We start from the raw sequence: 24,430 nt of genomic DNA, 5'->3' as shown, positions 1-24,430 counted from the left end.
AAAATCACAAGGTTGAGTTAAGGGAAGCAAAAAGCATTTAAGCGGAGACAGCAATGCAAATTTTTTACGATAAAGACACTGACTTATCTATCATTCAATCTAAGAAAGTAGCAATTATTGGTTACGGTTCACAAGGTCACGCGCATGCGCTTAACCTTAAAGATTCTGGCGTTGACGTAACTGTAGGTCTACGTGCTAACTCTACTTCTTGGAAAAAAGCTGAAAATTCAGGTCTTAAAGTTGCTGAAGTTGCTGCTGCTGTAGCGCAAGCTGACGTAGTAATGATCTTAACTCCAGATGAATTCCAATCTCAACTTTACCGTGATGAGATTGAGCCAAACATCAAGCAAGGTGCTACTTTAGCGTTTGCTCATGGTTTCTCAATTCTTTACAACCAAGTTGTTCCACGTGCTGACTTAGACGTAATCATGGTTGCTCCAAAAGCACCAGGTCACACAGTACGTTCTGAATACCAACGTGGTTCAGGTGTTCCTGACTTAATCGCAATTCACCAAGATGCTTCTGGTAATGCACGTAACGTTGCGCTTTCTTACGCTTCAGGCGTAGGTGGTGGTCGTACGGGTATCATCGAAACTTCATTCCGTGAAGAAACTGAAACTGACCTTTTTGGTGAGCAAGCAGTTCTTTGTGGTGGTGCTGTTGAATTGGTTAAAATGGGCTTCGAAACTTTGGTTGAAGCTGGTTATGCACCAGAAATGGCTTACTTCGAATGCTTACACGAACTTAAATTGATCGTTGATTTGATGTTTGAAGGCGGTATCGCAGACATGAACTATTCAGTATCTAACAATGCTGAATATGGCGAATATGTAACGGGTACTGAAGTTATTAACGAACAGTCTCGTGAAGCTATGCGTAATGCGCTTAAACGTATTCAATCTGGCGAATACGCGAAGATGTTCATTAACGAAGGTGCTTTAAACTATCCTTCTATGACTGCTCGTCGTCGTCAAAATGCTGCTCATGGTATCGAAGTAACGGGGAACAAGTTACGTGCGATGATGCCTTGGATTCAAGCAAACAAGATTGTAGATAAAGAAAAGAACTAAGTTTCTTTTTTTTGGAAAATGGAAAGCTATGCTTTCCATTTTTTTTATATGCTGTAATCGATTTTTTATTTAATTGGTTAAATATATGAATATAAATATTGATATTGGTTTGATTTTAACTGTTATTTTTGGGGTTATAAGTTTATTTGGTTTTTGTATAGCTTGGAAAACGTGGAATAGACCGAAAATAAGTTTGGTTTCGGAAAGTTCAACAATTTTAGCTAATTTAACACACACAAGTTTTGAAATATCAGTTGCTTATAAGGATGAGGTTATATCAAATAATTTAATTTTTATTAGTGCGCATTTAATTAATAATGGAAATGTGGATATAGATGTTAGGGATGTTGAAGAGCCAATAACGGTTAAGCTTCCTGAGTCCGCAAAATGGATGACTTTTGAAATCAAAAATAATAAGCACGGTATGAAGATTGAAGAGAGTTTGAATAAAAATAATTTAAGGTTGAAAACGGGCTTATGGAAAAAAGGGGAAGGGTTTAAATTTAATGCGTTAATTGCATTTGATAATGATGATGTTTTATTAGGACGCAAGAAAATTTTTGATGAGCTAGTTGTTTCATCAAGGATAAAGGGGTTAGGTAGTGTAAAGATATTAACTTTAGGTGAGGAAAAAACTTATAAAAGTAAATTTGCAAAAATTCTACGATTGTTTGTGTATCCATCTTTGGCATCAGGGATATATATATGCCTTGGACTGATTATATTATCTGGTGTACTTAATAAAGATAAATATATTCTAAATGCTTACAAAGATAGTGAAGTTATTAATTTAAAAATTAATGATTCTAAACCTAGTATCTATCAGGGTGATCTAGCATTGGGTGGTGATGTTATTGAAAAGGTAGATAGTATTAAATTGATGGCTGAAAAAGTGAATGAAAAAGAAGAGCATCGGTTTATGGGGGGCGTAACGATTTTAATGGGTGTGTTATTATTTATTTTATTAACTCATAAAGATTTTAAATCTTATTTATTAAGACGAAAAATTGATAAAAACTAAATTTTATAAAAATGTCATGAGTATCACATCAAACTGTCACACATTCTATCTATGCTCAATAAAAGTACATAAAGTATAGATAGGTGTGGAAATGACAACAATCGACACAGCCTTATTAAAACAGCCTATAATTTTCGAAAAAAATCATTTCTACTTTAAAAAGAAAGAACGAGTTTCGATAACCCATCCATTTTTAGAAGACCTTGTTCGCCCACGCTTAAGAATCGCAATAGTCACGGAAACTTGGCCACCTGAAATAAATGGAGTGGCATTATCACTTCTGCAATTATGTAAAGGCTTACAAAAACAAGGTCATAAAATACTACTGATTAGACCTGAACAAAAAAAATCATGTGAAGAATTTCAACCAAATCAGGAGTGCTTAGTAAAAGCGCAAAGTATTCCAAAATATCCACATTTACAATTTGGTTGGCCACAACTCAACAAAGTATTGCAAGCCATCGAAAAATTTGCGCCAAACGTTGTTCATATTGTGACAGAAGGCCCTTTAGGCTTTACGGCATTACGTGTAGCAAAAGCCAAAAAACTTCCTATTTCAAGTGGCTTTCATTCATCATTCCATGATTTTAGTCGCTTTTTCGATCTGGCATTTTTACTTAAACCCATCCAACATTATCTTCGTTGGTTTCATAACAATACCAATGTCACATGCGTTCCAAGTGTAGATACAGAAAAAACATTAAGAGAATTTGGCGTGAAATGCCCATTGGTTGTTGTAGGAAGAGGTGTGGATACCATTCGCTTTTCACCTGAATTTAGATCTGCTGAACTACGTGCAAAATGGGGCGCAAGTGATGAAACCCGAGTGATGATTTCAGTCGGGCGTTTATCGCCTGAAAAAGAAACGGATGTTGCCATTTACGCATTTCAAAGCATGAAGAAAACAGAAAAATACCCATCTAAATTGGTCATTGTTGGAGATGGACCAGATCGACAAAGGCTTGAATCTGTCATTGATTATGAAGATGTAATCTTTACAGGTAGTTTGAGCGGAAAACAACTTTCGGAAGCCTATGCAAGCGCCGATGTTTTTATATTTCCAAGCCAAGTAGAAACATTCGGAAATGTTGTACTTGAAGCTATGGCTAGTGGATTACCTGTTATTGCCTACGATTATGCCTGTGCACACTTACATGTTTCACATGGCACAACGGGTTGGTTATCTGAATTGGGTAGGTCGGTCGACTTTTTTAAAAATGTGCAAAATTTACCGCAACGTTCAGAACTTGCCGAGATGGGTAAAGAAGCCAGAAAAATGGTCAAAAATATTGGTTGGAATCATCCTGTTCAGCAATTTGAGCAGGTTTTGTATGCAGTGGTTAAGGAGACGCAAATGACGTCCTAAATATTAAGCAAAAGCTTAAGGAGAAATAAAATGAATTTTCAAACTGTAAAAATAAGAATGTTAGATCTCGACCTCAAAGGTTGCTTGTACTTAAATCAATTTTCACATGAAGAACGTGTAGCTACTTTTTTTAAAATCATTAGTAAGCTAGGTGATGGTGCATTTTGGTATGTCATGCTCGTTTCTGTGTGGGTGTTACAGGGTGTGCAATATACGCCACAGATACTTTACGTGGTTTTGGGTGGAGCGGTTGGAACGCTGATTTATAAAATTCTAAAAAGTAAAACAGTTCGACCACGACCTTATCAGGTGCATCAGGTAATTCGATTAGGTGAGAGACCGCTCGATCATTTTAGTTTTCCATCGGGTCATACCCTACATGCTGTTATGGCGACCATTATTTTTGGATATATTCAACCTATCTTACTTGTGCTTATGTTGCCGTTTACCGTATTGGTTGCAGTGTCTAGAATGATTTTAGGTTTGCATTATCCGAGTGATGTTGTGGTTGGTGCTGTTATTGGTGGTGCTGTTGCAAGTGGCATTGTTTTAAGTGCACCTTATTTTAATGTGATGATTTAACTTTAAAAACTCAATTCATGGCATTGAAGTGCGTTTGCAATTAAAATAAAGATGAATGTGGTGAAAGATTCACTGAATTTTCAAAAAATTTGATAAAATAAGAAATATTTGACGTTTTAGGAAATCCCATGGGTTTACGTTGGACAGATACAATGGATATCGCGATTGAGCTGTATGAAGCACATCCCGATGTCGATCCACAATGGATTCGCTTTACAGATTTACATGCTTGGGTATGTGCATTGCCACAATTTAGCGATGACCCAACAAAATCGACAGAAGGTTTGTTAGAGGCAATTCAAATGGCTTGGATTGACGAAGCAAACTGATTTTCACATTAAAAATCAAATTATTTACATATCAAAAGCGGAAAAAAGCGCATTATTCGGTATAATGCGCCAAAATTTCGTGTCTACATTGACTTAAGGAGCCTATCATGGCTATTGAACGTACATTATCTATCGTTAAACCAGATGCAGTTGCTAAAAACCACATTGGTGACATCTTTGCTCGTTTCGAGAAAGCTGGTCTTCAAATCGTTGCAACTAAAATGAAACATTTGACTCAAGCTGAAGCTGAAGGCTTCTACGCTGAGCACAAAGAACGTGGTTTCTTTGCTGACTTAGTTGCTTTCATGACTTCTGGTCCAGTTGTTGTTTCAGTTCTTGAAGGCGAAAACGCTGTTCTTGCTCACCGTGACATCCTTGGCGCGACTAACCCTAAAGAAGCTGCTGCTGGTACTATCCGTGCAGACTTCGCTGTAAGCATCGACGAAAACGCTGCTCACGGTTCTGACTCTGTAGCATCAGCTGATCGTGAAGTTAACTACTTCTTCGCTCAAACTGAGATTGCTCCACGTACTCGTTAATTCGAAGTATTCAAACCAGATAAGTGTTATTATACTTATCTGGTTTTTTTATTCTCTGAATAATGCTTTGCTCGCATATTGAGCTTCTCCCTTCATCTTTAGACATAGTTTAGGTAATACACATGAGTACTGAAGTAGTCGCTACATCAGCAATTTCTGATGCACAGCAACAATCTCCATCCGCTCCGACGCAGCAAAATACTGTTACGAAAGTGAACTTACTTGGCATGTCACGTCTGCAAATGGAAAAATTCTTCGAAGAAATTGGAGAGAAAAAATTCCGTGCAGGACAGGTGATGAAATGGATTCATCAATTTTTTGTAACCGATTTTGCAGAAATGACCAATATTTCTGGCAAGTTACGTGAAAAATTGGAAAAAATTAGCTTTATTGAAGCACCAGAAGTTGTTCATAAAAACTATTCTAAAGATGGCACTCGTAAATGGGTTTTCCGTGTAGGCGAAGGTGATGGTTCTTTAGTTGAAACCGTACTTATTCCTGCAGAGCATCGTAGTGGCTTACGTCGTACTTTATGTATTTCTTCACAAGTAGGCTGTGCGCTAGATTGCTCATTCTGTTCGACAGGTAAACAAGGTTTCCAACGTGACTTAAACCAAGCTGAAATTATTGGTCAGCTTTGGGTGGCTAACTATTCATATATGGAAGATGTGCCAGTTCTTGAGCGCGAGCGTTCGGTAACAAACGTGGTGATGATGGGAATGGGCGAACCACTTCTTAACTACGATGCCGTGCTTAACTCAATGCGTATTATGCTCGATGACTTTGCATATGGTATGTCAAAACGCCGTGTGACTTTATCGACTTCAGGTGTTGTGCCTAAAATTGATCAATTGGTGAAAGATATTGATGTCGCTTTAGCGATTTCATTGCATGCACCAAATGACGAGCTTCGTAATGAACTTGTACCGATTAATAAAAAATATCCACTTGAACAATTGATTGCTGCATGTCAACGTTATATAACAAAAGATGGCAACGAAAGTTCACGTAAACATGTCACTATTGAATATGTTATGTTAGACGGTGTGAACGACAGTTTGGTTCACGCAGAACAAATGATTAAGTTGTTGAAAAATTTACCAAGTAAAATCAACTTGATTCCATTTAACCCGTTTCCACATGCACCATACGAACGTTCAAGTCGAAATAAAATTATTTCTTTCCAAAAAGCTTTGTCTGATGCAGGATTTGTGTGTACGATTCGTCAGACACGTGGTGATGATATTGATGCTGCATGTGGTCAATTGGTTGGTCAAGTTGCAGATCGTACTCGACGTGCAGAACAATGGAAAAAGAAAGTTGCAGCGCAAAATGAGATCATACGCTCGCAAGGATAATGAAATAGGGGAAGTCAATTGCGTAAGCCTAATCTAAAAATCTTAATCTCATCTTTAATGGTGAGTGTTACTTTTTTGGTTGTGGGTTGTCAGACGGTTTCTGATCGCAAGGTTGATCCTAAAAAAGCAGTTCAAGCGAGAACTCAATTGGCTGCTGAATATATTAAAACAGGTGATTTTGACGCAGCTAAACGTGAATTAGACCAAGCAATGGTGTTAAATTCACGAGATGCGCTTGCAAATATGATGATGGGTGTGTTGTTACAGCGTGAAGGTAGTGCGCTTAATATACAAAAAGCTGAACGTTATTTTAAAACTGCGGTTTCTTCAGCGCCTAAAAATGCACAGGCTCGTAACAACTATGGTACTTATTTGTACCAAACAGAACGGTATAATGATGCTTTAACGCAATTTAATATTGCAGGCTCAACACTTGGTTATGATCAGCGTTATACTGCACTAGAAAGTGCGGGTAGGGTTTATTTAAAGCTTGGTGATGTAGCCAATGCCGAAAAAGCATTTAATCATGCCTTAAATGTTAACCGTAGCTCGTATTTCTCTATGGTTGAGCTAGCAGAAATTCATTATTTAAGACAAGATATTCCTGCTGCAACTAAACTTTATGATAATTCTGTTGGTTTGGTTGGGCAAAATAATCAAAATGCACGTGCGTTATGGGTAGGTATTCGACTTGCACGCGCAAATGATAATCCAATGCAAATGCAAGTTTTGGTTAATCAACTGAGAGCTTTATATCCAGATAGCCCTGAATATCAACGTTATTTGCAATTACAGTACAGTACTGAGGTCGTATGGAAGTAAATCCTAATTCACAGCAACCGACAGGTTTAAATGCCACACCAAATGCATTAGGAAATGTACAGCGTCCGGGTGAATACCTTCGTCAAATTCGTCTGAATCAAAAGAAAGAATTAGAAGATGTTGCAGCTGAACTTAAGATCTCAGTAAAGACTTTAACGGCTTTAGAAAAAGATGAATATACATCTTTACCTGAAGCAACGTTTATTAAAGGCTATTACCGTACTTATGCAAAATTTCTTAATGTTGATGCGACAGCAGTCATTCAACGTTTCGATGAAATATATACCAATGATACGGGTTTGCTTCCAAATCATGCCTTAAATAACTCTCCTATTAAATTTATGGGCAAATTGCCAGGTTCTAATAGTGAGCGTAATCGCAAGTGGTTAAAGCGTTTTGCTTTGCTTGTACTTGTTGTTGTCGTTATTTGGGGTGTTATTGCGGCTATTCAGAATTTTTCAAAATCAGATGAATCTGAAAAACCTGAAGTAACGACATCAGAGCAATCGGACGTTCAAGTATTAACAATGAATGACGCTGCTGTAGTGTCTGGCGATCAATTGGTATTGAAATTTAATCGTCCTACGTCAGTACACATTGTTGACTCAACAAGCAAAGTACTTGCTACAGGTCGTCAATCATCAGAATTAAAACTTCATGGTGAAACGCCATTCCAAATTCGCTTGGATGATGCATCTGCAGTATCTTTAAGTCTTAATAACGAAGATATTTCATTGTCTCCATACACAGTGAACGGTAAAGCAGAATTCCGTTTATCACGTTAATGGATCGAGAGTAGAGCGAAATCATGATTGTAAACCCAATTAAACGCCGTCCCACTCGTAAAATTCGAGTGGGTTCTGTGTATGTTGGTGGTGATGCGCCAATCAGCATCCAAAGTATGACCAACACAGAAACATGTGATGTCGATGCAACAGTTGCGCAAATTCAACGTTGTGTAGATGTTGGTGCCGATATTATGCGTGTATCTGTTCCATCAATGGAGGCAGCTGCTGCATTTGGTGAAATTCGTAAGCGTGTAAATGTACCTTTGGTTGCAGATATCCACTTCGATTATAAAATTGCACTTGCTGTTGCAGACTTGGGCGCAGATTGTCTGCGTATTAACCCTGGTAATATTGGTTCAGAAGCCAAAATTCGCGAAGTGGTTGCAGCTGCACGTCATAACGATATTTCAATGCGTATTGGTGTAAATGCAGGCTCATTGGAAAAAGATATTCAGAAAAAATATGGCGAACCTACAGGTGAAGCTTTACTTGAATCTGCAATGCGCCATATCGATATTTTAGACCGTTTAGATTTCCAAGAATTTAAAATTTCGGTAAAAGCATCAAATGTGTTTTTAACCATGGATGCTTATCGTTTATTGTCTGCGCAAATTGATAATCCGCTGCATTTGGGTGTAACCGAAGCAGGGGTATATCGTACAGGTTCAGTCAAATCGGCAATCGCATTAGGTGGTTTGTTGATGGACGGTATAGGCGATACCATGCGTATTTCCTTGGCTGCAGAACCTGAAGAAGAAATTAAAATTGGTTTTGATATTTTAAAGTCATTGGGTCTTCGTTCAAACGGCATTAATTTTATTGCATGTCCAAGTTGTTCACGCCAAGAGTTCAATGTTATTAAGGTCATGCAAGCGCTTGAAGAGCGTTTAGAAGATATTCGTACACCAATGGATGTTTCAGTGATTGGTTGTAAAGTGAATGGTCCAGGTGAAGCTAAAGAAGCTGATATTGGCGTAGTTGGTGCTGCACCACGTTCATTAGTTTATCGTAATGGTGAAAAAAGCCATTTAATCGATACCAATCAATTGGTTGACGAAATTGAAAATATGGTTCGTCAACGTGTTATCGAGCTTGAAGACGCTAAGTCGAAAGAGATTATTCGCACAAGTTTTTCTGAGTAGATCATGAGTTCAATTGTAGCAATTAAAGGTTTTAATGATATTCTCCCAACGCAAACACCTGCTTGGAGACGTTTAGAACAACATCTATCGGCATTGATGGATGCTTACGGTTATCAACAAATTCGTTTGCCCATTGTTGAGCAAACAAATTTGTTCAAGCGTTCAATTGGTGATGCGACAGATATCGTAGAAAAAGAAATGTACACCTTTTTTGATAAAGGTAATCCGCCAGAATCTTTGACTTTACGTCCTGAAGGCACTGCGGGTTGTGTACGTGCAATGCTTGAGCATAATTTGCTTCGTGGTGCTACGCCACGTGTGTGGTATGTGGGACCAATGTTCCGCTATGAAAAACCACAAAAAGGTCGTTATCGTCAATTCCACCAATTTGGTGTGGAAACTTTTGGTGTTGCAACGCCAGATCAAGATGCTGAACTTATTTTAATGACTGCACGTTTATGGAAACGTATGGGTGTTGCAGATAAAGTTCAACTTGAATTAAATACTTTGGGTGAGTCTGACGAACGTGCAGCATATCGTGCGGCTTTGGTTGAATTTTTAGAAGTTCATAAAGCAAATTTAGACGAAGATTCACAACGTCGTTTAACTACAAACCCATTGCGTATCCTTGATTCTAAAGATGCTAAAACTCAAGCACTTTTAGAAAATGCGCCAAAACTTCACGACTTTATGGGTGAAGAAACATTGGCACATTTTAATCAATTGCAACAGTATTTAACGGATGCTGGTGTGAGCTTTGTGATTAATCAAAAACTCGTTCGTGGTTTAGATTATTACAACAAAACTGTATTTGAATGGACAACGACACATTTGGGTTCTCAAGGAACTGTATGTGCCGGTGGTCGTTACGATGGTTTGGTTGGTCAGCTGAAAGGTAAAGCGGATCAAACTGTTCCTGCTGTTGGTTTTGCAATGGGTATGGAGCGTTTATTACTTCTTCTTGAACAAGTTGAAGACAATACGCCAGTACGTGATTGTGAAGTGTTCTTATTGGCAGATCCTGCATCTCAAGGTAAAGCACTTGTACTTGCAGAGCAAATTCGTAATCAATTAGAAGATGCAGCAAGTTCTATTCGTTTCAAGGTGGGTTCACAAGGTTCAATGAAGAGCCAAATGAAAAAAGCCGATCAGTCTGGTGCTATTTTCGCGTTGATTTTAGGTGAACGTGAATGGGATGCTCAGAAAATTAACGTGAAAGAGTTAGCAACAGCAGAACAAACTGAAGTTGCAATTAATGAAATCGTCCCTTTCATTATTGAAAAACTTTCTTCAAAATAAGCCAAAAAATACGAGGAATAAGGTAATCACATGAGCGCATTAAGTGAAGAAGAACAACTTGATAGTTTAAAATCTTTTACTAAGAAGTATGGTTCTGCCATGATTAGTGGGGTTTTAATTGCGTTGATTGCCTTTTTCGGGTGGCAATGGTGGCAAAAAAAGACTTTGGCTGAAAATCAAATGAATACAGCCAAAGTTCAACAACTTATGGATGATGCTGCAAATGCAGAATCAAATCCAAATGCATATAATGATTTAGTCGCGACTGCTGACAAAATTGTGAAAGAAGCTCCAGATTCAGCTCAAGCGATTCAAGTTCAATTGCTTATGGCTAAACTTGCATATGATAAATCTGATTATGCTGGCGCTGAAAAAGCATTAAAGAAAGTTGAAAACTCAAAAGTTAAAGACGAAGGCTTAGTTTCAATTTTGAAACTTCGTTTGGGTTATGCTCAACTTGCACAAAATAAATATGATGAAGCAATTAAAACATTTAATTTAGTCACAGAGCCATCATTCAAAGCGGTTGTAGATGAAGCTCGTGGCGATGTATATGTTGCTAAAAAAGATATTGAAAATGCAAAAAAATCGTACCAAAGTGCATGGAATGAATTATTAGAACATAAACAAGATCGTCAAATTTTACAAATTAAACTCGAAAGCGTTGGCGTTTTAGTAGAAGATGCAGATGTAGAACGCCCAATATTAGACACTCAAGTGGATGAGACTTCATGAGCAGAAATAATAAAATACCTTTAGTACTGACAGTTTTAGCACTTGCATTGGCTGGATGTTCTGGCAATAAAGTAAAAGTTGAAGAGGTGAAACCAAATCCTCTTCCAAAAATTACACAAACAACAAGCCTTGTTCCTGTATTTTCACAAAGTGTTTCTGCAACATCAGCAAAAGATCCATTGCGTTTGCAACTTGATGCTTCAGATGGCGTTATTTTTGCGGTAGATCCAAAAGGTAGCGTAACTGCATATCGTGGTAAGCAAAAAGTTTGGCAAAAACAAGTAACGAAACAAGGTCTAAGCTCAGGTGTTGAAGCATCAGACGGTCTTGTTATTGTTGGTAGTGAAAAAGGTCAACTTTTTGCTTTAGATCAAGCAACGGGTGAGCAAAAATGGACAGCACAATTATCGAGTGCCATTTTAGCACCATCTTTAATTATTTCTGATCGTGTTGTTACTATTACAAATGACGGCACTGTATATGCACATAGCACAGTGACAGGTCAGCAATTATGGACTTATGACTTACCAAGCGTTCAATTTAGTTTGCGTGGTACGGCATCGCCTGTTGCAATCGATCCAAGAACGGTTCTAATTGCATCTTCAAATGCATATGTTTATGCACTTGATGTATTAACGGGCACACCGCGTATGCAACGTCGAGTTGCTGTAAGTGATGGTCGTTCAGATGTGCAAAAATTAAATGACGTTGATGGCGATCCTGTTGTAGCGGGTCAATTTGTTGTAACGACAAGCTATCAAGGTCAAGTAACAGTTTTAGATTTGGCTTCACAACAAGTAGTGTGGAGTGAAGACTCAAGCAGTACTAAACGCCCTGAAGTGGTAGGTAATGGCGTATTTGTTGCCTCTACAGATGGTAAGCTGACTGCGTACGAAATTACAACAGGTCATAAATTGTGGGAAAATGATAGTTTACTTAACCGTAAATTGAGTAATCCTGTAATCCTTGGCACACAATTGGTTGTAGGTGACTTAGATGGTTATTTACACATTGTAGATCCACAATCTGGTCAGCTTATTGGTCGTTCAAAAACAAGCGGTGAAGTACGTTCATTGCGTGTAATTGATAACCAACTTTATGCATCAACTCAAAAGGGTGCGTTGACAGTTTGGCAGAATCGTTAATTTTTTCTTCGCTTATGTTAAACTAAGCGAATATCCGTATTTTTTAACGCGGGGTGATTGAAAATTCAATGCCCCGTGTTTTTATTTAGATTATTCATCTATTTTTTCTTCCAAGTTTCTGATGTTCAGGCCACTCAAACTGGCTGATCTTGTTTTAAAGGTTAATCTATGAAACCCGTAATTGCGCTCATTGGTCGTCCGAACGTCGGAAAATCAACACTGTTCAATCAGATAACCAAGAGCCGTGACGCATTGGTTGCTGACTTTGCTGGTCTTACTCGAGACCGTAAGTATGGCGATGCTGTGTTCCAAAATAAATCGTTCATTGTTGTTGATACTGGGGGTATTGGCGAAAATGAAGGCGGTATCGACTCATATATGGCAGAACAGTCAAAAACTGCCATCAATGAAGCAGATATTATTGTATTTGTTGTTGATGCACGCGCAGGCTTACTTGCTTCAGATGAGCAAATTGCTCGTGAACTTCGTACTCTTGGTAAAAAAGTTTATCTTGTTGCCAATAAAGTCGATGGCGTACACGCTGAAGCCGCACTTGTAGAATTCTACAAGTTAGGTATGGGCGAACCAATGCAAGTGGCAGCAAGCCACGGTCGTGGTGTACAGCAAATGCTTGAAGATGTACTTTCAGAAGTACCTGAAGACGAAGATGCTGCAGAGCATGACAAAGCAACAGGTCTACGTCTAGCGATCATTGGTCGTCCAAACGTGGGTAAATCTACACTTGTTAACCGTTTATTGGGCGAAGAACGCGTTGTTGCGTTTGACCAACCAGGTACTACACGTGACTCGATTTATATTCCATTTGAACGTGATGGTCGTAAATACACGCTAATTGACACTGCAGGTGTACGTCGTAAAGGTAAAGTAGATGAAATGATTGAGAAATTCTCAATCGTGAAAACGCTACAAGCAATTAAAGATGCACATGTTATTGTTGTTGTTCTTGATGCACGTGAAGGTGTGGTAGAGCAAGATTTACATTTAATTGGCTATGCATTAGAAGCGGGTCGTGCCATGGTTATCGCCATTAATAAATGGGATAACATGAGTGAGTACGATCGTAAGCAATGTAAGCTTGATGTAGATCGTCGTTTTGACTTTATTCCTTGGGCAAAAGTACACTTGATTTCTGCGTTGCATGGTACGGGTGTTGGTGAGATGTATCCATCAATTCATCGTGCATTCGATTCTTCGCATTTGAAAGTATCTCCAGCGAAAATCACTCAAATTTTAAGTGATGCTGTTGAAGCACATGCACCACCAATGGTACAAGGTCGTCGTATTAAAATGCGTTATGCGCATATGGGCGGACAAAACCCACCAACGATTGTTGTACATGGTAATAAAGTAGATAAAACTCCTGCGGATTACCGTCGTTACCTAGAGAATGTATTCCGTCGTGTTTACAAACTTGAAGGTTCACCCGTACGTATTGAATTTAAAACATCTGAAAATCCATTTGAAGGTCGTAAGACAGTTATGGATGAACGTATTGCAGCGCGTAAGCGTCGTTATGTTCAGAAATTTAAGAAAGCAGAAAAGAAATATAAAAACTAAGATTTATATTTCTTTGATGTAAAAAAGCCCACTTATGTGGGCTTTTTTATTTTAGCGATTATAGGAGTGCTTTTCTAAATACATATTAGAAAGATGATTAATAAAATAAGGTGTTAAGTCTGAAAGTTTAAATGGGAACTTAGATTTAAATTCTATTTCTTTATGTGTTGGTGCGAAAATAAAATCCATTACCTACAACGATAATTTTTTTGTGCAAGATCTTATAATCCATTAAGTGAATTTATATTTTGGATGGTTCTGATTTCTTATGTTCACTAAGTTGATTTACACGTTATTGTGATTTTTTCAAAATTAAAATCATGAATACAAACTTGATAGCCTTGCTTGTAGAATAGTATCGCAACAGCGGCATGAGTCCCTTATGCTACATCGCTAATGAATATACTTACTGTTCATTTACTTCGTCTTGTATTGCTTTAATTATTCGAATTTTCATTTAATTTGAGCAGAACAAAAATTGCAAAACCGTATAGCAAGAGTGTTTTTATGGAACAGTTATTAAAAATCATGCAACAGTTACGTGCTGAATGTCCTTGGGATCAAGCACAAACGCCTGAAACACTTACGAAATATGCAATTGAAGAAGCTTATGAGGTCGAGGCTGCTGTACGTTCAGGTTGTGCTAACGATGTGAAAGAAGAATTGGGCGATTTATTACTTCAAGTGGTTTTCCAATCTCAAATGTATAGTGAGCAGGGGTTATTCAATTTTAATGATGTGGTTGAAGCAATCAGTGAAAAGTTAATTCGCAGACATCCACACGTTTTTCGTGCAGACGAATTTTCTAAACTCAATGCAGATGAAGTATCAGAGCTTTGGCAAAAAATTAAGAAAGATGAAAAGAAAGATAAAGCTAAGCATCGTTTAGATCAGTTAAAACATGGCCCAGCATTACAACAAGCACATGAAATTCAAAAGAATGCAGCGCAAATTGGTTTCGATTTTCCACATGTAAAAGGTGCTTATGAAAAACTTGAAGAAGAATTAGAAGAGTTTAAACAGGCAATGGCAGCCAATAATTCCGACGAAATACTCGATGAATTTGGTGATTGTTTATTTTCATTAATCAATGTTGGACGTAAACTGAATGTTTCGAGTGAAATGGCGTTATTAAGCACTATTCACAAATTTAGATCTCGTTTTGCTTTTATCGAAGATCAGGCTGTTATTCAAAATAAGAATGTAGAAGAAATGTCTTTAGAAGAAATGGATGAACTTTGGGAGCAAGCGAAAAAGTATTTAAAACATCAGGTTAATCATGATAATAAAAAAATTGAGTAAGATTTTACATCTTATATTTGTCACTTTTGTTTTCGGTTCAATTTCAACTTTAAGTATGGCGCAAAATACATATGAGAAAAAATATACGCAATGGAAAGAGGCGCAACAACAGCAAGATCAACGCTTAAAAAATAAGGTAGAAGCAAGTTCAAACCATTATTTATCAAAGCCGAGCTTATCGAAACCTAGTTCATCTGCTACAAATGTTTCAAGTGGTGGTTCTAAAATTCGATTAAATTCTGCAAGTATTGAACAGCTTATGCAATTAAATGGTGTTGGGCAGAAAAAAGCAGAGGCAATTGTGGAATATCGCAATCAAAATGGAAAATTCAATTCTGTGGAAGATTTCATGAAAATTAAGGGCGTTGGCCCTGCATTATTCAATAAAAACAAAGATAAATTAGCTTTGTAGATATACTGAAAATGGTTTTTTGCGCTAGATGGTTCATCAAGAAGTGGATAATCAAATTGCCCTTTGATTGTGTAAGATATATCATTAGCGACATCTTATATATTTTACGTTCAGACGTAGGAGACAGCGTCTTTTGCAAACTTTGCGCGCGTCAAAATGTGGTTTATCAACCGCTCAATTACCTTCTTACATTTTAGATGTTATTGATGCTTTAACAAAAGCAGGTTATGAAGCCTATATCGTAGGTGGTGGTGTTCGTGACTTAATGTTGGGTCTAAATCCTAAGGATTATGATGCCGTTACGAATGCGACCCCCTCACAAATCAAAGACGTTTTTGGTCGTCGTTGCCGTATTATTGGGCGACGCTTTGAACTTGCTCATGTATATTCTGGTCGCGAATTGGTTGAAGTTGCTACTTTTCGTGCCCCACCAAAGAAAGAAGTGACCTCTGCCGCAGGCATGATTTTACGAGATAATAATTGGGGAACAATCGAAGAGGATTTTGCTCGTCGCGATTTTTCAATTAATGCGATGTATTATCAGCCACGAAAAGGCATTGTTCTCGATTTTTGTAATGCTGTAGATGATATTAAAAACAAAACTCTTCGTTTATTGGGTGATCCAAAAACTCGCTTTGAAGAAGATCCTGTACGTATGTTACGTACATTGCGTTTTGCAGCCAAATTGAACTTCAGTATTGCAGATGAAATTTTAGACGTTTTCACGCCTGAGTTAACGAACTTATTGCGTGATGTGTCTCCACATCGTTTATATGATGAATCGCAAAAATTATTCACGATGGGGCACTTAAATCGTGTGCTTCCAATGTTGATTGATTTTGGCATTTGGCCACAACTGTTTGCCGAGATTCAACCCAAAGTAAATACTTTTATCGAACGTGCTGCAAAAAATACAGATCAACGTATTTCTGTGGGTAAAACCATTAATCCTGCATTTTTCTATGCTGTGTTGTTGTGGGAACTATTCTTAAAGCGTAGCGAAGTGTATTTAGCAAAAGGCATAACACCTGCTGAAGCACGTGCACAAGCTGGTTTAGATGTGCTTAAACGTCAAGGCACACGTACCATTATTCCTCGTTTTGCGGAAACGTTTATTCGTGAAGTTTGGGAAATGCAAACACGTTTGTTGAATCCCAAACCACAACAAATTGCAGCTTTATCTAATCATGCGCGTTTCCGTGCAGGTTTTGACTTTTTGTTATTGCGTGAAAAATCAGGTGATACTGAAACTCAAGGCATGGGCATGTGGTGGGATAACTATCAAAACATGACGTCTGACGAAAAAGAACGTGCGATTAGTCAATATAATCGTCAACGTGCAAAAAGTCGTCGTAAGGCTGTTGTTCAAGAAGATGTTGTTGATACACGTTCAAATTCCCAAGATGAAATTGAACCTTTAGTGAATGAGCCTGAAACACGTAGCCGTCGTACACGTAAGCCAAAACAACACCAAGAAAACAGAACGCCTGTTGCTTCAACTGTGAATGGTGAAATTGGTGCAGATCATCCAATTATGAAACGTCGTCGTGTGAAACGTGATTTAACCCAAGTTGTATTTGGACCAACTCAATGAGTGTAGTGGCTTATATTGGTTTGGGTAGCAATTTAGGCGATTCTCGTCAAATTTTGATTGAAGCTGTTCAAAATCTTGTAACTTTGGGAAAAGTGACGACATCTAAATTGTATGAAAGCCCGCCAATGGGGCCACAAGATCAGCCAAACTATTTAAATGCAGTTGCACGTTTAGAAACGCATTTAGAACCTTTTGTTTTATTAGATGAATTACAACGCTTTGAAAATGAATCTGGTCGTGTACGTTTACGTCGTTGGGGCGAGCGCACACTCGATTTAGATTTACTTATTTATGGTCAAGAGAATATTCAAAATGAACGTTTAACTGTGCCACATGTTGGCATCCTCGAACGTGATTTTGTAGTAATACCATTGTTAGATTTAGATGCAGAAATGCAACTAAAGGGACATGTGTTAAAAAATCTGTCTATTTTAGAACATCCTACTGTCACAGTCTTAGATGACGGAGATTGGGCAGGTTTATAATTTAAAACATGTTCTATGCATTTTTTAGAGGAACATCTTCATGATTAGTCTCAGCGATTTAAAAAAATTTAAAGCCGATGGACGTAAATTTTCTTGCCTCACTTGCTATGATGCAAGCATGGGAAAAGCGATGGAAGTTGCTGAAATTGACAGCATTTTAATTGGGGATTCTTTGGGGATGACCATTCAAGGACGTGATTCAACACTTCCTGTGACCATTGAAGATATGGCATATCACACCGCTGCTGTACGTCGTGGTAATAATCATTCGTTTATTATGACTGATTTGCCGTTTATGACTTATGCAACCTTAAATGATGCATTGCTAAGTGCAAAGACTGTAATGCAGGCTGGCGCGCAAATGGTGAAGCTAGAGGGTGGTGAATGGTTGAGTGAAACGGTTCAAGTTCTAACGCGTAATGGTATTCCTGTTTGTGTGCATTTAGGTTTAACACCGCAATCTGTACATGTATTGGGTGGTTATAAGCTACAAGCACGTACACGTGAAGCAGCAGATAAACTCATTGCCGATTGTCGTGCGGTGGTTGAAGCTGGCGCAGCATTATTATTACTTGAATGTGTTCCTGCACAATTAGGCAAAGAAATTACTGAACTGTTCCCAGATGTTCCTGTTATAGGCATTGGGGCAGGTCATGAAACCGATGGGCAGGTTCTAGTTGTACAAGATATGTTAGGTTTAACTTTCGGTCGTGTTGCTAAATTTGTTCGTAATTTTATGAAAGAGCAATCAGGGGAAAATGCAATTCTTGATGCGTTCAAAGCGTATCATGTTGCGGTAAAAGAAGGTTCTTTCCCAGCACCTGAGCAAACTTTCCAAGTAGAGCTGTAAATATGAAAATTGAATCCACTATCCAAGGTCTATCTGAATCGCTTAAAACAGCTCGAACGAATCAGAAAATTATTGGTTTAGTTCCTACAATGGGGAACTTACACCAAGGGCATTTAAATCTTGTTCGTGAAGCACGTGAAAAGTGCGATATTGTTGTGGTAAGTATTTTTGTTAATCCAATTCAATTTGGACCAAATGAAGATTACGACAGTTATCCACGTACATTAGAACAAGATAGTAAATTATTGGAAGAAGTGGGTTGCGATTTTATATTTGCACCATCTGTTGAACAAATGTATGGCAATCAACCACGTTTAACCAATATTTCAGTTAGTGATATCACTGCCGACTTATGCGGTTTGCAACGTCCAGGTCATTTCGATGGCGTTGCCGTTGTAGTAACAAAATTATTTAACATCGTACGTCCTGATTTTGCATTCTTTGGTGAAAAAGATTTCCAGCAGCTTGCTGTTATTCGTCAATTTGTACGTGATTTAAATATGCAAATTGAAATTGTGGGTGTTCCAATTGCACGTGCAGAAGATGGCTTAGCACTGAGTTCTCGTAATGGTTATTTATCTGAAGAAAACCGTCAAATTGCGCCAACAATTCATCAAGCTTTAAAAATAGCAGAGCAAGATTTACAACAAGGTAAAAAATTGGCCGATGTATTGGCAAATATTGCATCTACATTAACACAAGCCGGTTTTGTTGTGGATTATGTTGAAGCTCGTACGCCAGAACTTCAAAAAATTGAAGAATTTAACCAAAATATTGTGTTGTTTGTTGCTGCTAAAATTGGGGTAACACGCTTAATTGATAATTTACAGGTTCAGCATAACGCATAACTTGCTTTTAAAGGACAGCATGCCATGAAGCGTATATTGATCGTTACAGGACAATCAGGTTCAGGGAAATCATCTGCTTTACAGGTGCTTGAAGATTTAGGTTATTACTGTATTGATAATTTACCTTTGGCATTGCTTCCTGAAATTGTTGCAAAGCTAGACCGTGAAAATAATTTAGAGCAGTTGGCTTTGGGGGTTGATGTTCGAAGTACACGTGCGGATTTACAAGAATTCGACTCAGTATTTGAGCAATTACAAAAGCATGGTTCGGTTGATATCATTTATTTAACCACTCAAGATCAAGAAATTATTACACGCTTTAGTGCTTCACGCCGTCCACATCCATTATCAAATCGTTTTAATACCTTAACGCAATGTATTGAAGAAGAAAAAACCTTACTTATTCCAATTCAGTTCCGAGCAACAATTCAAATTGATACGACTGACAAAAGCGTACATGATTTAAAACATATGCTGTTGTCTAGACTGGGACAAACTGATAACTTAATTGTAATTTTGCAATCTTTTGGTTATAAGCATGGTATACCTTTAGATGCCGATTATGTTTTTGACATGCGTCATTTGCCAAATCCACATTGGGATTTAGAGTTACGTCAGTATTCAGGTTTAGATGAACCTGTACAAAAATTCTTGGAATCGAATGGTCAAACAACCGAAATGTTCCAAGATGTTTATAATTTTTTAGATAAATGGTTGCCTGCTTTTTCCGAGGGTCATCGTCACTACATTACGATCTCTATTGGTTGTACAGGTGGGCAGCATCGTTCAGTTTATATTGTGGATAGACTCAAAAAAGCCCTTGAGGCAAAATGGTCTATTCAGGTTTTACATAGAGAAATGAAGCACTGGTCATGATTGACACAACTGTTGACGTAATTAATAAACTAGGGTTACATGCGCGTGCGTCTGGAAAACTCATTGAAGTCACTACTAAATTTCGTTCATCTATCCAAATAGGGAAAGATGGTAAACTAGTAGACGCTAAAAATATTATGTCTTTACTTATGCTAGGTGCAGGTAAAGGCACAACTCTACGCTTAGTGATTGAAGGTGCAGATGAAGAAAAAGCTTTATCTGAGATTCAAGCACTGTTTGCGGCAAAATTTTACGAGGCAGATTAATCGTGGCACGTCGATCGCAACGTTTTACTGAAGATGACTTTGAATCTTTAGAAGGGCGTGCAAGCAAAACCGAACAAAAGAAAGCAGTTCAACGCATGGCTGCTTTAGGTGAACAATTAGCAGAATTGAGCGCCAAACAAATTAAGAATCTTCCTGTGGAAGAGCGTTTAATTGAAGCTTTGGAAGATGTGAAACTCATTACTTCAGGTGAGGCACGTCGTCGTCAATTTCTACGCATTGGTAAATTGTTGCGTAATGAAGATGAAACCGTCATTTTATCTTACTTAACGCCAAAACAAGGTGCAAAGAAAACAGCTCAACTCAATCGTTGGGTAGATCGTATGGTTGTTCAAGGAGAACCTGCGATTAAAGAGTTTATGAAAGCGCATAATGCTGCTGAACATCATCCAATTCGCCAACATATATTGCGTATTAATCGTGATATTTCGAAACAATTACCTGAAGAAGAAATTGCAGCTGCTAAGTTGAAATTGTTTAACTACATTCAACAAGTTGCTTTAATTTCAGATAACTAAATTTTAGTTATTTTCTATGTTAAAAAAGCGACCTTTGAGGTCGCTTTTTTATTGGGTTTAAAATTCACATTAGTAAATGTAAATTAATCAAATTTACCTGTAGCACGTTCTTTTGCCCATTCACGAAGTACAAATTTTTGTAATTTACCTGTCGATGTCTTTGGGATTTCAGTAATAACGACATCTTTAGGAACCTTAAAGCGTGCTAAATGTTCTTTGCAATACGCGATAATTTCTTCAGGTGTTGCCGTTTTTCCAACTTTTAATTCAATAAATGCACACGGAACCTCTTGCCAAATTGGGTCGGGTTTCGCTACAACAGCAGCAGTTAAAATTGCAGGATGCTGATATAGCACTTCCTCAACTTCAAGTGATGAAATATTTTCACCGCCTGAAATAATCACATCTTTAGATCTATCGGTAATTTTTGCATAGCCATCGGGTTGGCAAACAGCTAAATCACCCGTATGGAACCATCCACCTGCAAATGCTTCTGCTGTTGCTTCGGCATTTTTTAAATAACCCTTCATCACAATATTGCCGCGGAACATAATTTCACCCATTGTTGTTCCATCGTTGGGAACGGGTTGCATGGTTTCAGGATCTAAAACTTTCATGCCGTCTTGTAATGGATACGGAACACCTTGGCGAGAATGTAGTTGAGCTTGTTCTTGAATGGAAAGATCAGACCAACCTGCCTGTGATGCACACAGTGCAGATGGGCCATAAGTTTCAGTTAAGCCATAAACATGTGTAACGTTGATGCCAATATTTCGCATACCTTCAATAATTGCCGCAGGAGGGGCTGCACCTGCCACCATCACTTCTACGCGATGTTCAATTTTAATTTTATGTTCATCGGGTGCATTAATAAGCATAGATAAAACAATGGGCGCACCACAGAAATAATCGACACGATGTGTATCAATGAGTTTGTAGATAAGTTCAGGATCAATTTTACGTAAGCAAATATTGGTTCCACCATTTGCCGCAATTGTCCAAGCAAAACACCAACCATTACAGTGGAAAAGTGGAAGTGTCCAAAGATAGGTTGCACGTGGCGTCATACCGCAGGCAATAATATTACTTGCTGCGTTGATATAAGCTCCACGGTGATGATAAACAACACCTTTAGGATTACCCGTTGTGCCTGATGTGTAGTTTAGGCTAATGGCATCCCATTCATCTTGTGGTAAGTGCCATTCAAAGTTTTCATCACCTTGAGTAAGCCATGCTTCATATTCAATTTGCCCAATGCTTTGACTTTCACCATCAAATTCAACATCTGCAACATCAATAATATAAATTTCTTGGGATATCAGCGCTAAAGCTTCTTTTGCGACATTGGCAAATTCAGGATCGACCAATAAAACTTTAGATTCTGCATGTTCAAGCATAAATGCCAATGTTTTTGCATCTAAACGCGTATTGAGTGTGTTTAAAACAGCACCTGCCATTGGAACTGCAAAATGCGCTTCGATCATGGCAGGAATATTAGGAAGTAAAACTGAAACGGTATCGTTTTTACCTACACCTAAATTTTGAAGCTGATGTGCGAATTGGCGGCAACGTTTATATGTATCGCGCCAAGAAATGTGTCTAGAACCGTGAATAATGGCATCTTGGTTAGGATAGATATAGGCTGCACGTTCTAAATAGCGTAGAGGCGAAAGTGCAACAAAATTTGCAGGTGTACGTGGCAATTGATCATATGCGCTAACCATTATTATTACTCCATGTAATTTAATTATTTCCCCATGCTTTGAAGATATGCATTTTTAAGGATAATTTCCTTTATTCTTTGGTCGAGTATTTACTCTAATAGTGGGAATTTAATTAATGATCAAATTTGAAAGAGAAATGGAAAGCTGGAATTGAACAAAGATCAAAATTTTATGTCTTAAATATGATGATGATATGGTTTTTTGTTTAAGTATTTTTATGATTGGAATCTTTTATCATCAATCAGCTTGTATAATGTTTTTTAAAAATTAGCAGCAATTTAGTCATGTTAGAAAAAATAAGTTTTGAAAAAAAGTTCATCTTAGTTTTAATTATATATTTTTTATTTTGGATGGTTATTCCACCTGTATTCTCTTCAAGCTTTCCTTTAGATGTGCCAGAAGGCATTTATTGGGGGAAAGAGTTTCAACTTGGATATTATAAACATCCTCCATTTTCTTCATGGATTTTATATAGTTTCTATGCTGTTTTTGGTGTATTTGGTCCATATATTCTCAGTCAAATTTGTATTTCTTTAACGATCTTTTTTGTCTATTTACTCGGAAAAAACATCGTTTCTAAAGAAAAAGCATTTTATTCAGGAATATTTGTACTTTCGATTTTTTATTACACATGGCCTTCAATTGAGTTCAATCATAATGTTGCTCAAATGCCAATTTGGGCGGGCTTAATTTATGTATTTTATTTAGCACTGAAAAAAAATACATGGAGTGCATGGTTAATATTTGGTGTAGTTACTGGTATTGGTATGCTCACCAAATATTCGGTTGCAATTTTAGTCTTCGCAATCGTTTTATTTTCTTTGTTAACGTCATATAGACGATTATGGTTGACGGCTAAACCATGGGTTGCTGTTGTAGTTGCACTCGCGCTTTTTAGTCCGCATGTTTGGTGGTTGTATCAACACGATTGGTTAACTTTTACATATATTCAGTCACGCTCACATGAAGATTGTGGCGGTGTAAATCATTTAGCTGCATTTAAGTATTTGGCATCTCAAATCGTGAATTGCCTACCTTTACTTTTAATTTTGCTTTGCAATAAAAGTTTATCTTTTAAATTTAGAAATATTAAAATAGACGATAGAAACTTCTTGTTTTTTATTGGGATCTTTCCTGGCTTGTTTTTATTTCTACTAGGCTTAGTTTCTGGGGCAAATATTCGAGATATGTGGGCGTCTCCTATGTGGAGTCTTGTTGGCTTAATTTTGGTTGCAATGATTCCCGAAAATATCTTTCAAAACCATAAAAAAGGTTTGGCTAAAGGTTTAGTCATTTGGTTGTTTATTATTAGCGTATTAATGGCTTGTTATATTCAGTTTGGTGGTCAACTCCGTCATAAGCCATCTCGAATGGATTGGCCTCAGCAAGAATTGAGTTTGAAAGCAGAGCAAGAGTGGAAGCAAATAAGCCATTGTCAGCTAGATAATATTGGTGGAGATAACTGGCTTGCAATTCTTGTTGCAACTAAAATGAATCAAATGCCTTCAGTGATGATGGATACGTCAGCAGCGTATTCACCATGGATGAATTTACAACGTTTGGAACAAAAGGGGAGTTTTATGCTTTGGGAAAAAGATCAAAAGCCAATACTTCCATATGTTTCCGACTTAGAAAAAAATGATCAATTGGTTATTTATCATGGTGAGTGGCAAATCACTTGGGCTAAAGTACCCAATAAACAACCTTTAATTATTCAGTGGCAAGCCTTTGTGCCGAAATCATGCATTCAACCAAAAGAATAG

General features: G+C 37.7%; 25 protein-coding genes. 24 read left to right on the top strand and 1 reads right to left on the bottom strand.

Going from position 1 to position 24,430, the window contains the following annotated elements; translation table 11 throughout:
- The first annotated feature begins 53 nt into the window (after positions 1-53).
- From ilvC to yjgA, 23 genes are all read left to right on the top strand, one after another.
- On the top strand, positions 54-1,070 hold the full coding sequence (gene ilvC / locus GTK57_RS03335; RefSeq protein WP_152874791.1) for a ketol-acid reductoisomerase: 1,017 nt from the start codon (positions 54-56) through the stop codon (positions 1,068-1,070).
- 85 nt (positions 1,071-1,155) lie between these two features.
- Positions 1,156-2,091, top strand: coding sequence for a hypothetical protein (locus GTK57_RS03330; protein WP_163121317.1), 936 nt, complete (start codon positions 1,156-1,158; stop codon positions 2,089-2,091).
- Positions 2,092-2,182: 91 nt separating this feature from the next.
- The gene (locus GTK57_RS03325) at positions 2,183-3,457 is read left to right on the top strand and encodes a glycosyltransferase family 4 protein (protein ID WP_163121315.1); all 1,275 of its coding nucleotides are present in this window, start codon (positions 2,183-2,185) and stop codon (positions 3,455-3,457) included.
- 30 nt (positions 3,458-3,487) lie between these two features.
- Positions 3,488-4,039 carry a phosphatase PAP2 family protein gene (locus GTK57_RS03320; RefSeq protein ID WP_163121313.1) on the top strand — a complete coding sequence of 184 codons (552 nt, stop codon included), beginning with the start codon at positions 3,488-3,490 and terminating at the stop codon, positions 4,037-4,039.
- Between the two features lie 128 nt (positions 4,040-4,167).
- Entirely contained in the window at positions 4,168-4,368 is a 201-nt protein-coding gene (iscX, locus tag GTK57_RS03315) for a Fe-S cluster assembly protein IscX (protein WP_152874795.1), read from the top strand.
- Positions 4,369-4,475: 107 nt separating this feature from the next.
- Positions 4,476-4,907: a nucleoside-diphosphate kinase gene (ndk, locus tag GTK57_RS03310; protein ID WP_120401584.1), complete on the top strand. Its 432-nt coding sequence runs from the start codon at positions 4,476-4,478 to the stop codon at positions 4,905-4,907.
- A 122-nt stretch (positions 4,908-5,029) separates the two neighbouring features.
- On the top strand, positions 5,030-6,265 hold the full coding sequence (gene rlmN / locus GTK57_RS03305; RefSeq protein ID WP_163121311.1) for a 23S rRNA (adenine(2503)-C(2))-methyltransferase RlmN: 1,236 nt from the start codon (positions 5,030-5,032) through the stop codon (positions 6,263-6,265).
- 18 nt (positions 6,266-6,283) lie between these two features.
- Positions 6,284-7,087, top strand: coding sequence for a type IV pilus biogenesis/stability protein PilW (gene pilW, locus GTK57_RS03300; RefSeq protein WP_194240561.1), 804 nt, complete (start codon positions 6,284-6,286; stop codon positions 7,085-7,087).
- Positions 7,078-7,872 carry a helix-turn-helix domain-containing protein gene (locus GTK57_RS03295; RefSeq protein ID WP_152874797.1) on the top strand — a complete coding sequence of 265 codons (795 nt, stop codon included), beginning with the start codon at positions 7,078-7,080 and terminating at the stop codon, positions 7,870-7,872. Before pilW ends, GTK57_RS03295 begins: the two co-directional genes overlap by 10 nt.
- A gap of 23 nt (positions 7,873-7,895) precedes the next feature.
- Positions 7,896-9,017, top strand: a complete 1,122-nt coding sequence (gene ispG / locus GTK57_RS03290) for a flavodoxin-dependent (E)-4-hydroxy-3-methylbut-2-enyl-diphosphate synthase (RefSeq protein WP_163121309.1) — start codon at positions 7,896-7,898, stop codon at positions 9,015-9,017.
- Positions 9,018-9,020: 3 nt separating this feature from the next.
- Positions 9,021-10,316 carry a histidine--tRNA ligase gene (gene hisS, locus GTK57_RS03285; protein ID WP_163121307.1) on the top strand — a complete coding sequence of 432 codons (1,296 nt, stop codon included), beginning with the start codon at positions 9,021-9,023 and terminating at the stop codon, positions 10,314-10,316.
- A 30-nt stretch (positions 10,317-10,346) separates the two neighbouring features.
- The gene (locus GTK57_RS03280) at positions 10,347-11,051 is read left to right on the top strand and encodes a YfgM family protein (RefSeq protein WP_152874800.1); all 705 of its coding nucleotides are present in this window, start codon (positions 10,347-10,349) and stop codon (positions 11,049-11,051) included.
- Positions 11,048-12,196, top strand: coding sequence for an outer membrane protein assembly factor BamB (gene bamB / locus GTK57_RS03275; RefSeq protein ID WP_163121305.1), 1,149 nt, complete (start codon positions 11,048-11,050; stop codon positions 12,194-12,196). The genes GTK57_RS03280 and bamB overlap by 4 nt, the downstream gene beginning before the upstream one ends.
- 168 nt (positions 12,197-12,364) lie before the next feature.
- The gene (gene der / locus GTK57_RS03270) at positions 12,365-13,774 is read left to right on the top strand and encodes a ribosome biogenesis GTPase Der (protein ID WP_152874802.1); all 1,410 of its coding nucleotides are present in this window, start codon (positions 12,365-12,367) and stop codon (positions 13,772-13,774) included.
- A gap of 507 nt (positions 13,775-14,281) precedes the next feature.
- A complete protein-coding gene (mazG, locus tag GTK57_RS03265; RefSeq protein WP_163121303.1) occupies positions 14,282-15,076 on the top strand; it encodes a nucleoside triphosphate pyrophosphohydrolase in 795 nt (264 codons plus the stop codon).
- Entirely contained in the window at positions 15,051-15,488 is a 438-nt protein-coding gene (locus GTK57_RS03260) for a ComEA family DNA-binding protein (RefSeq protein ID WP_407925926.1), read from the top strand. The genes mazG and GTK57_RS03260 overlap by 26 nt, the downstream gene beginning before the upstream one ends.
- A gap of 133 nt (positions 15,489-15,621) precedes the next feature.
- A complete protein-coding gene (pcnB, locus tag GTK57_RS03255; RefSeq protein WP_163121299.1) occupies positions 15,622-17,082 on the top strand; it encodes a polynucleotide adenylyltransferase PcnB in 1,461 nt (486 codons plus the stop codon).
- Complete coding sequence (gene folK, locus GTK57_RS03250) at positions 17,079-17,567, top strand: 2-amino-4-hydroxy-6-hydroxymethyldihydropteridine diphosphokinase (protein ID WP_163121297.1); 489 nt, start codon at positions 17,079-17,081, stop codon at positions 17,565-17,567. Before pcnB ends, folK begins: the two co-directional genes overlap by 4 nt.
- Before the next feature lie 40 nt (positions 17,568-17,607).
- The gene (gene panB / locus GTK57_RS03245) at positions 17,608-18,417 is read left to right on the top strand and encodes a 3-methyl-2-oxobutanoate hydroxymethyltransferase (RefSeq protein ID WP_152874807.1); all 810 of its coding nucleotides are present in this window, start codon (positions 17,608-17,610) and stop codon (positions 18,415-18,417) included.
- A 2-nt stretch (positions 18,418-18,419) separates the two neighbouring features.
- Complete coding sequence (gene panC / locus GTK57_RS03240; RefSeq protein WP_163121295.1) at positions 18,420-19,265, top strand: pantoate--beta-alanine ligase; 846 nt, start codon at positions 18,420-18,422, stop codon at positions 19,263-19,265.
- Positions 19,266-19,289: 24 nt separating this feature from the next.
- The gene (gene rapZ, locus GTK57_RS03235) at positions 19,290-20,141 is read left to right on the top strand and encodes an RNase adapter RapZ (protein ID WP_152874809.1); all 852 of its coding nucleotides are present in this window, start codon (positions 19,290-19,292) and stop codon (positions 20,139-20,141) included.
- A complete protein-coding gene (locus tag GTK57_RS03230; RefSeq protein WP_152874810.1) occupies positions 20,138-20,407 on the top strand; it encodes an HPr family phosphocarrier protein in 270 nt (89 codons plus the stop codon). The genes rapZ and GTK57_RS03230 overlap by 4 nt, the downstream gene beginning before the upstream one ends.
- Before the next feature lie 2 nt (positions 20,408-20,409).
- Positions 20,410-20,943, top strand: a complete 534-nt coding sequence (yjgA, locus tag GTK57_RS03225) for a ribosome biogenesis factor YjgA (RefSeq protein WP_163121293.1) — start codon at positions 20,410-20,412, stop codon at positions 20,941-20,943.
- A gap of 83 nt (positions 20,944-21,026) precedes the next feature.
- Here yjgA and GTK57_RS03220 read toward each other — a convergent pair whose 3' ends face one another.
- Positions 21,027-22,667: an acyl-CoA synthetase gene (locus tag GTK57_RS03220; protein ID WP_163121291.1), complete on the bottom strand. Its 1,641-nt coding sequence runs from the start codon at positions 22,665-22,667 to the stop codon at positions 21,027-21,029.
- Positions 22,668-22,951: 284 nt separating this feature from the next.
- On the opposite strand from GTK57_RS03220, the gene GTK57_RS03215 reads away from it, so the two are divergent.
- Entirely contained in the window at positions 22,952-24,430 is a 1,479-nt protein-coding gene (locus GTK57_RS03215; protein WP_163121289.1) for a glycosyltransferase family 39 protein, read from the top strand.

The sequence above is a fragment of the Acinetobacter portensis genome (genome assembly GCF_010646905.1).
Taxonomy (GTDB): domain Bacteria; phylum Pseudomonadota; class Gammaproteobacteria; order Pseudomonadales; family Moraxellaceae; genus Acinetobacter; species Acinetobacter portensis.
This window is presented reverse-complemented; position numbering and strand designations above follow the sequence as displayed.

Excerpts from the sequence above, each read along its gene's own strand:
- GTK57_RS03330 (WP_163121317.1), top strand. The coding sequence starts at position 1,156 with ATGAATATAAATATTGATATTGGTTTGATTTTAACTGTTATTTTTGGG.
- GTK57_RS03215 (WP_163121289.1), top strand. The coding sequence starts at position 22,952 with ATGTTAGAAAAAATAAGTTTTGAAAAAAAGTTCATCTTAGTTTTAATT.
- hisS (WP_163121307.1), top strand. The coding sequence starts at position 9,021 with ATGAGTTCAATTGTAGCAATTAAAGGTTTTAATGATATTCTCCCAACG.
- GTK57_RS03280 (WP_152874800.1), top strand. The coding sequence starts at position 10,347 with ATGAGCGCATTAAGTGAAGAAGAACAACTTGATAGTTTAAAATCTTTT.
- folK (WP_163121297.1), top strand. The coding sequence starts at position 17,079 with ATGAGTGTAGTGGCTTATATTGGTTTGGGTAGCAATTTAGGCGATTCT.
- GTK57_RS03220 (WP_163121291.1), bottom strand. The coding sequence starts at position 22,667 with ATGGTTAGCGCATATGATCAATTGCCACGTACACCTGCAAATTTTGTT.
- GTK57_RS03320 (WP_163121313.1), top strand. The coding sequence starts at position 3,488 with ATGAATTTTCAAACTGTAAAAATAAGAATGTTAGATCTCGACCTCAAA.
- rlmN (WP_163121311.1), top strand. The coding sequence starts at position 5,030 with ATGAGTACTGAAGTAGTCGCTACATCAGCAATTTCTGATGCACAGCAA.
- bamB (WP_163121305.1), top strand. The coding sequence starts at position 11,048 with ATGAGCAGAAATAATAAAATACCTTTAGTACTGACAGTTTTAGCACTT.
- panB (WP_152874807.1), top strand. The coding sequence starts at position 17,608 with ATGATTAGTCTCAGCGATTTAAAAAAATTTAAAGCCGATGGACGTAAA.
- GTK57_RS03295 (WP_152874797.1), top strand. The coding sequence starts at position 7,078 with ATGGAAGTAAATCCTAATTCACAGCAACCGACAGGTTTAAATGCCACA.
- mazG (WP_163121303.1), top strand. The coding sequence starts at position 14,282 with ATGGAACAGTTATTAAAAATCATGCAACAGTTACGTGCTGAATGTCCT.
- GTK57_RS03325 (WP_163121315.1), top strand. The coding sequence starts at position 2,183 with ATGACAACAATCGACACAGCCTTATTAAAACAGCCTATAATTTTCGAA.
- ndk (WP_120401584.1), top strand. The coding sequence starts at position 4,476 with ATGGCTATTGAACGTACATTATCTATCGTTAAACCAGATGCAGTTGCT.
- ilvC (WP_152874791.1), top strand. The coding sequence starts at position 54 with ATGCAAATTTTTTACGATAAAGACACTGACTTATCTATCATTCAATCT.
- rapZ (WP_152874809.1), top strand. The coding sequence starts at position 19,290 with ATGAAGCGTATATTGATCGTTACAGGACAATCAGGTTCAGGGAAATCA.
- iscX (WP_152874795.1), top strand. The coding sequence starts at position 4,168 with ATGGGTTTACGTTGGACAGATACAATGGATATCGCGATTGAGCTGTAT.
- der (WP_152874802.1), top strand. The coding sequence starts at position 12,365 with ATGAAACCCGTAATTGCGCTCATTGGTCGTCCGAACGTCGGAAAATCA.
- GTK57_RS03230 (WP_152874810.1), top strand. The coding sequence starts at position 20,138 with ATGATTGACACAACTGTTGACGTAATTAATAAACTAGGGTTACATGCG.
- ispG (WP_163121309.1), top strand. The coding sequence starts at position 7,896 with ATGATTGTAAACCCAATTAAACGCCGTCCCACTCGTAAAATTCGAGTG.
- panC (WP_163121295.1), top strand. The coding sequence starts at position 18,420 with ATGAAAATTGAATCCACTATCCAAGGTCTATCTGAATCGCTTAAAACA.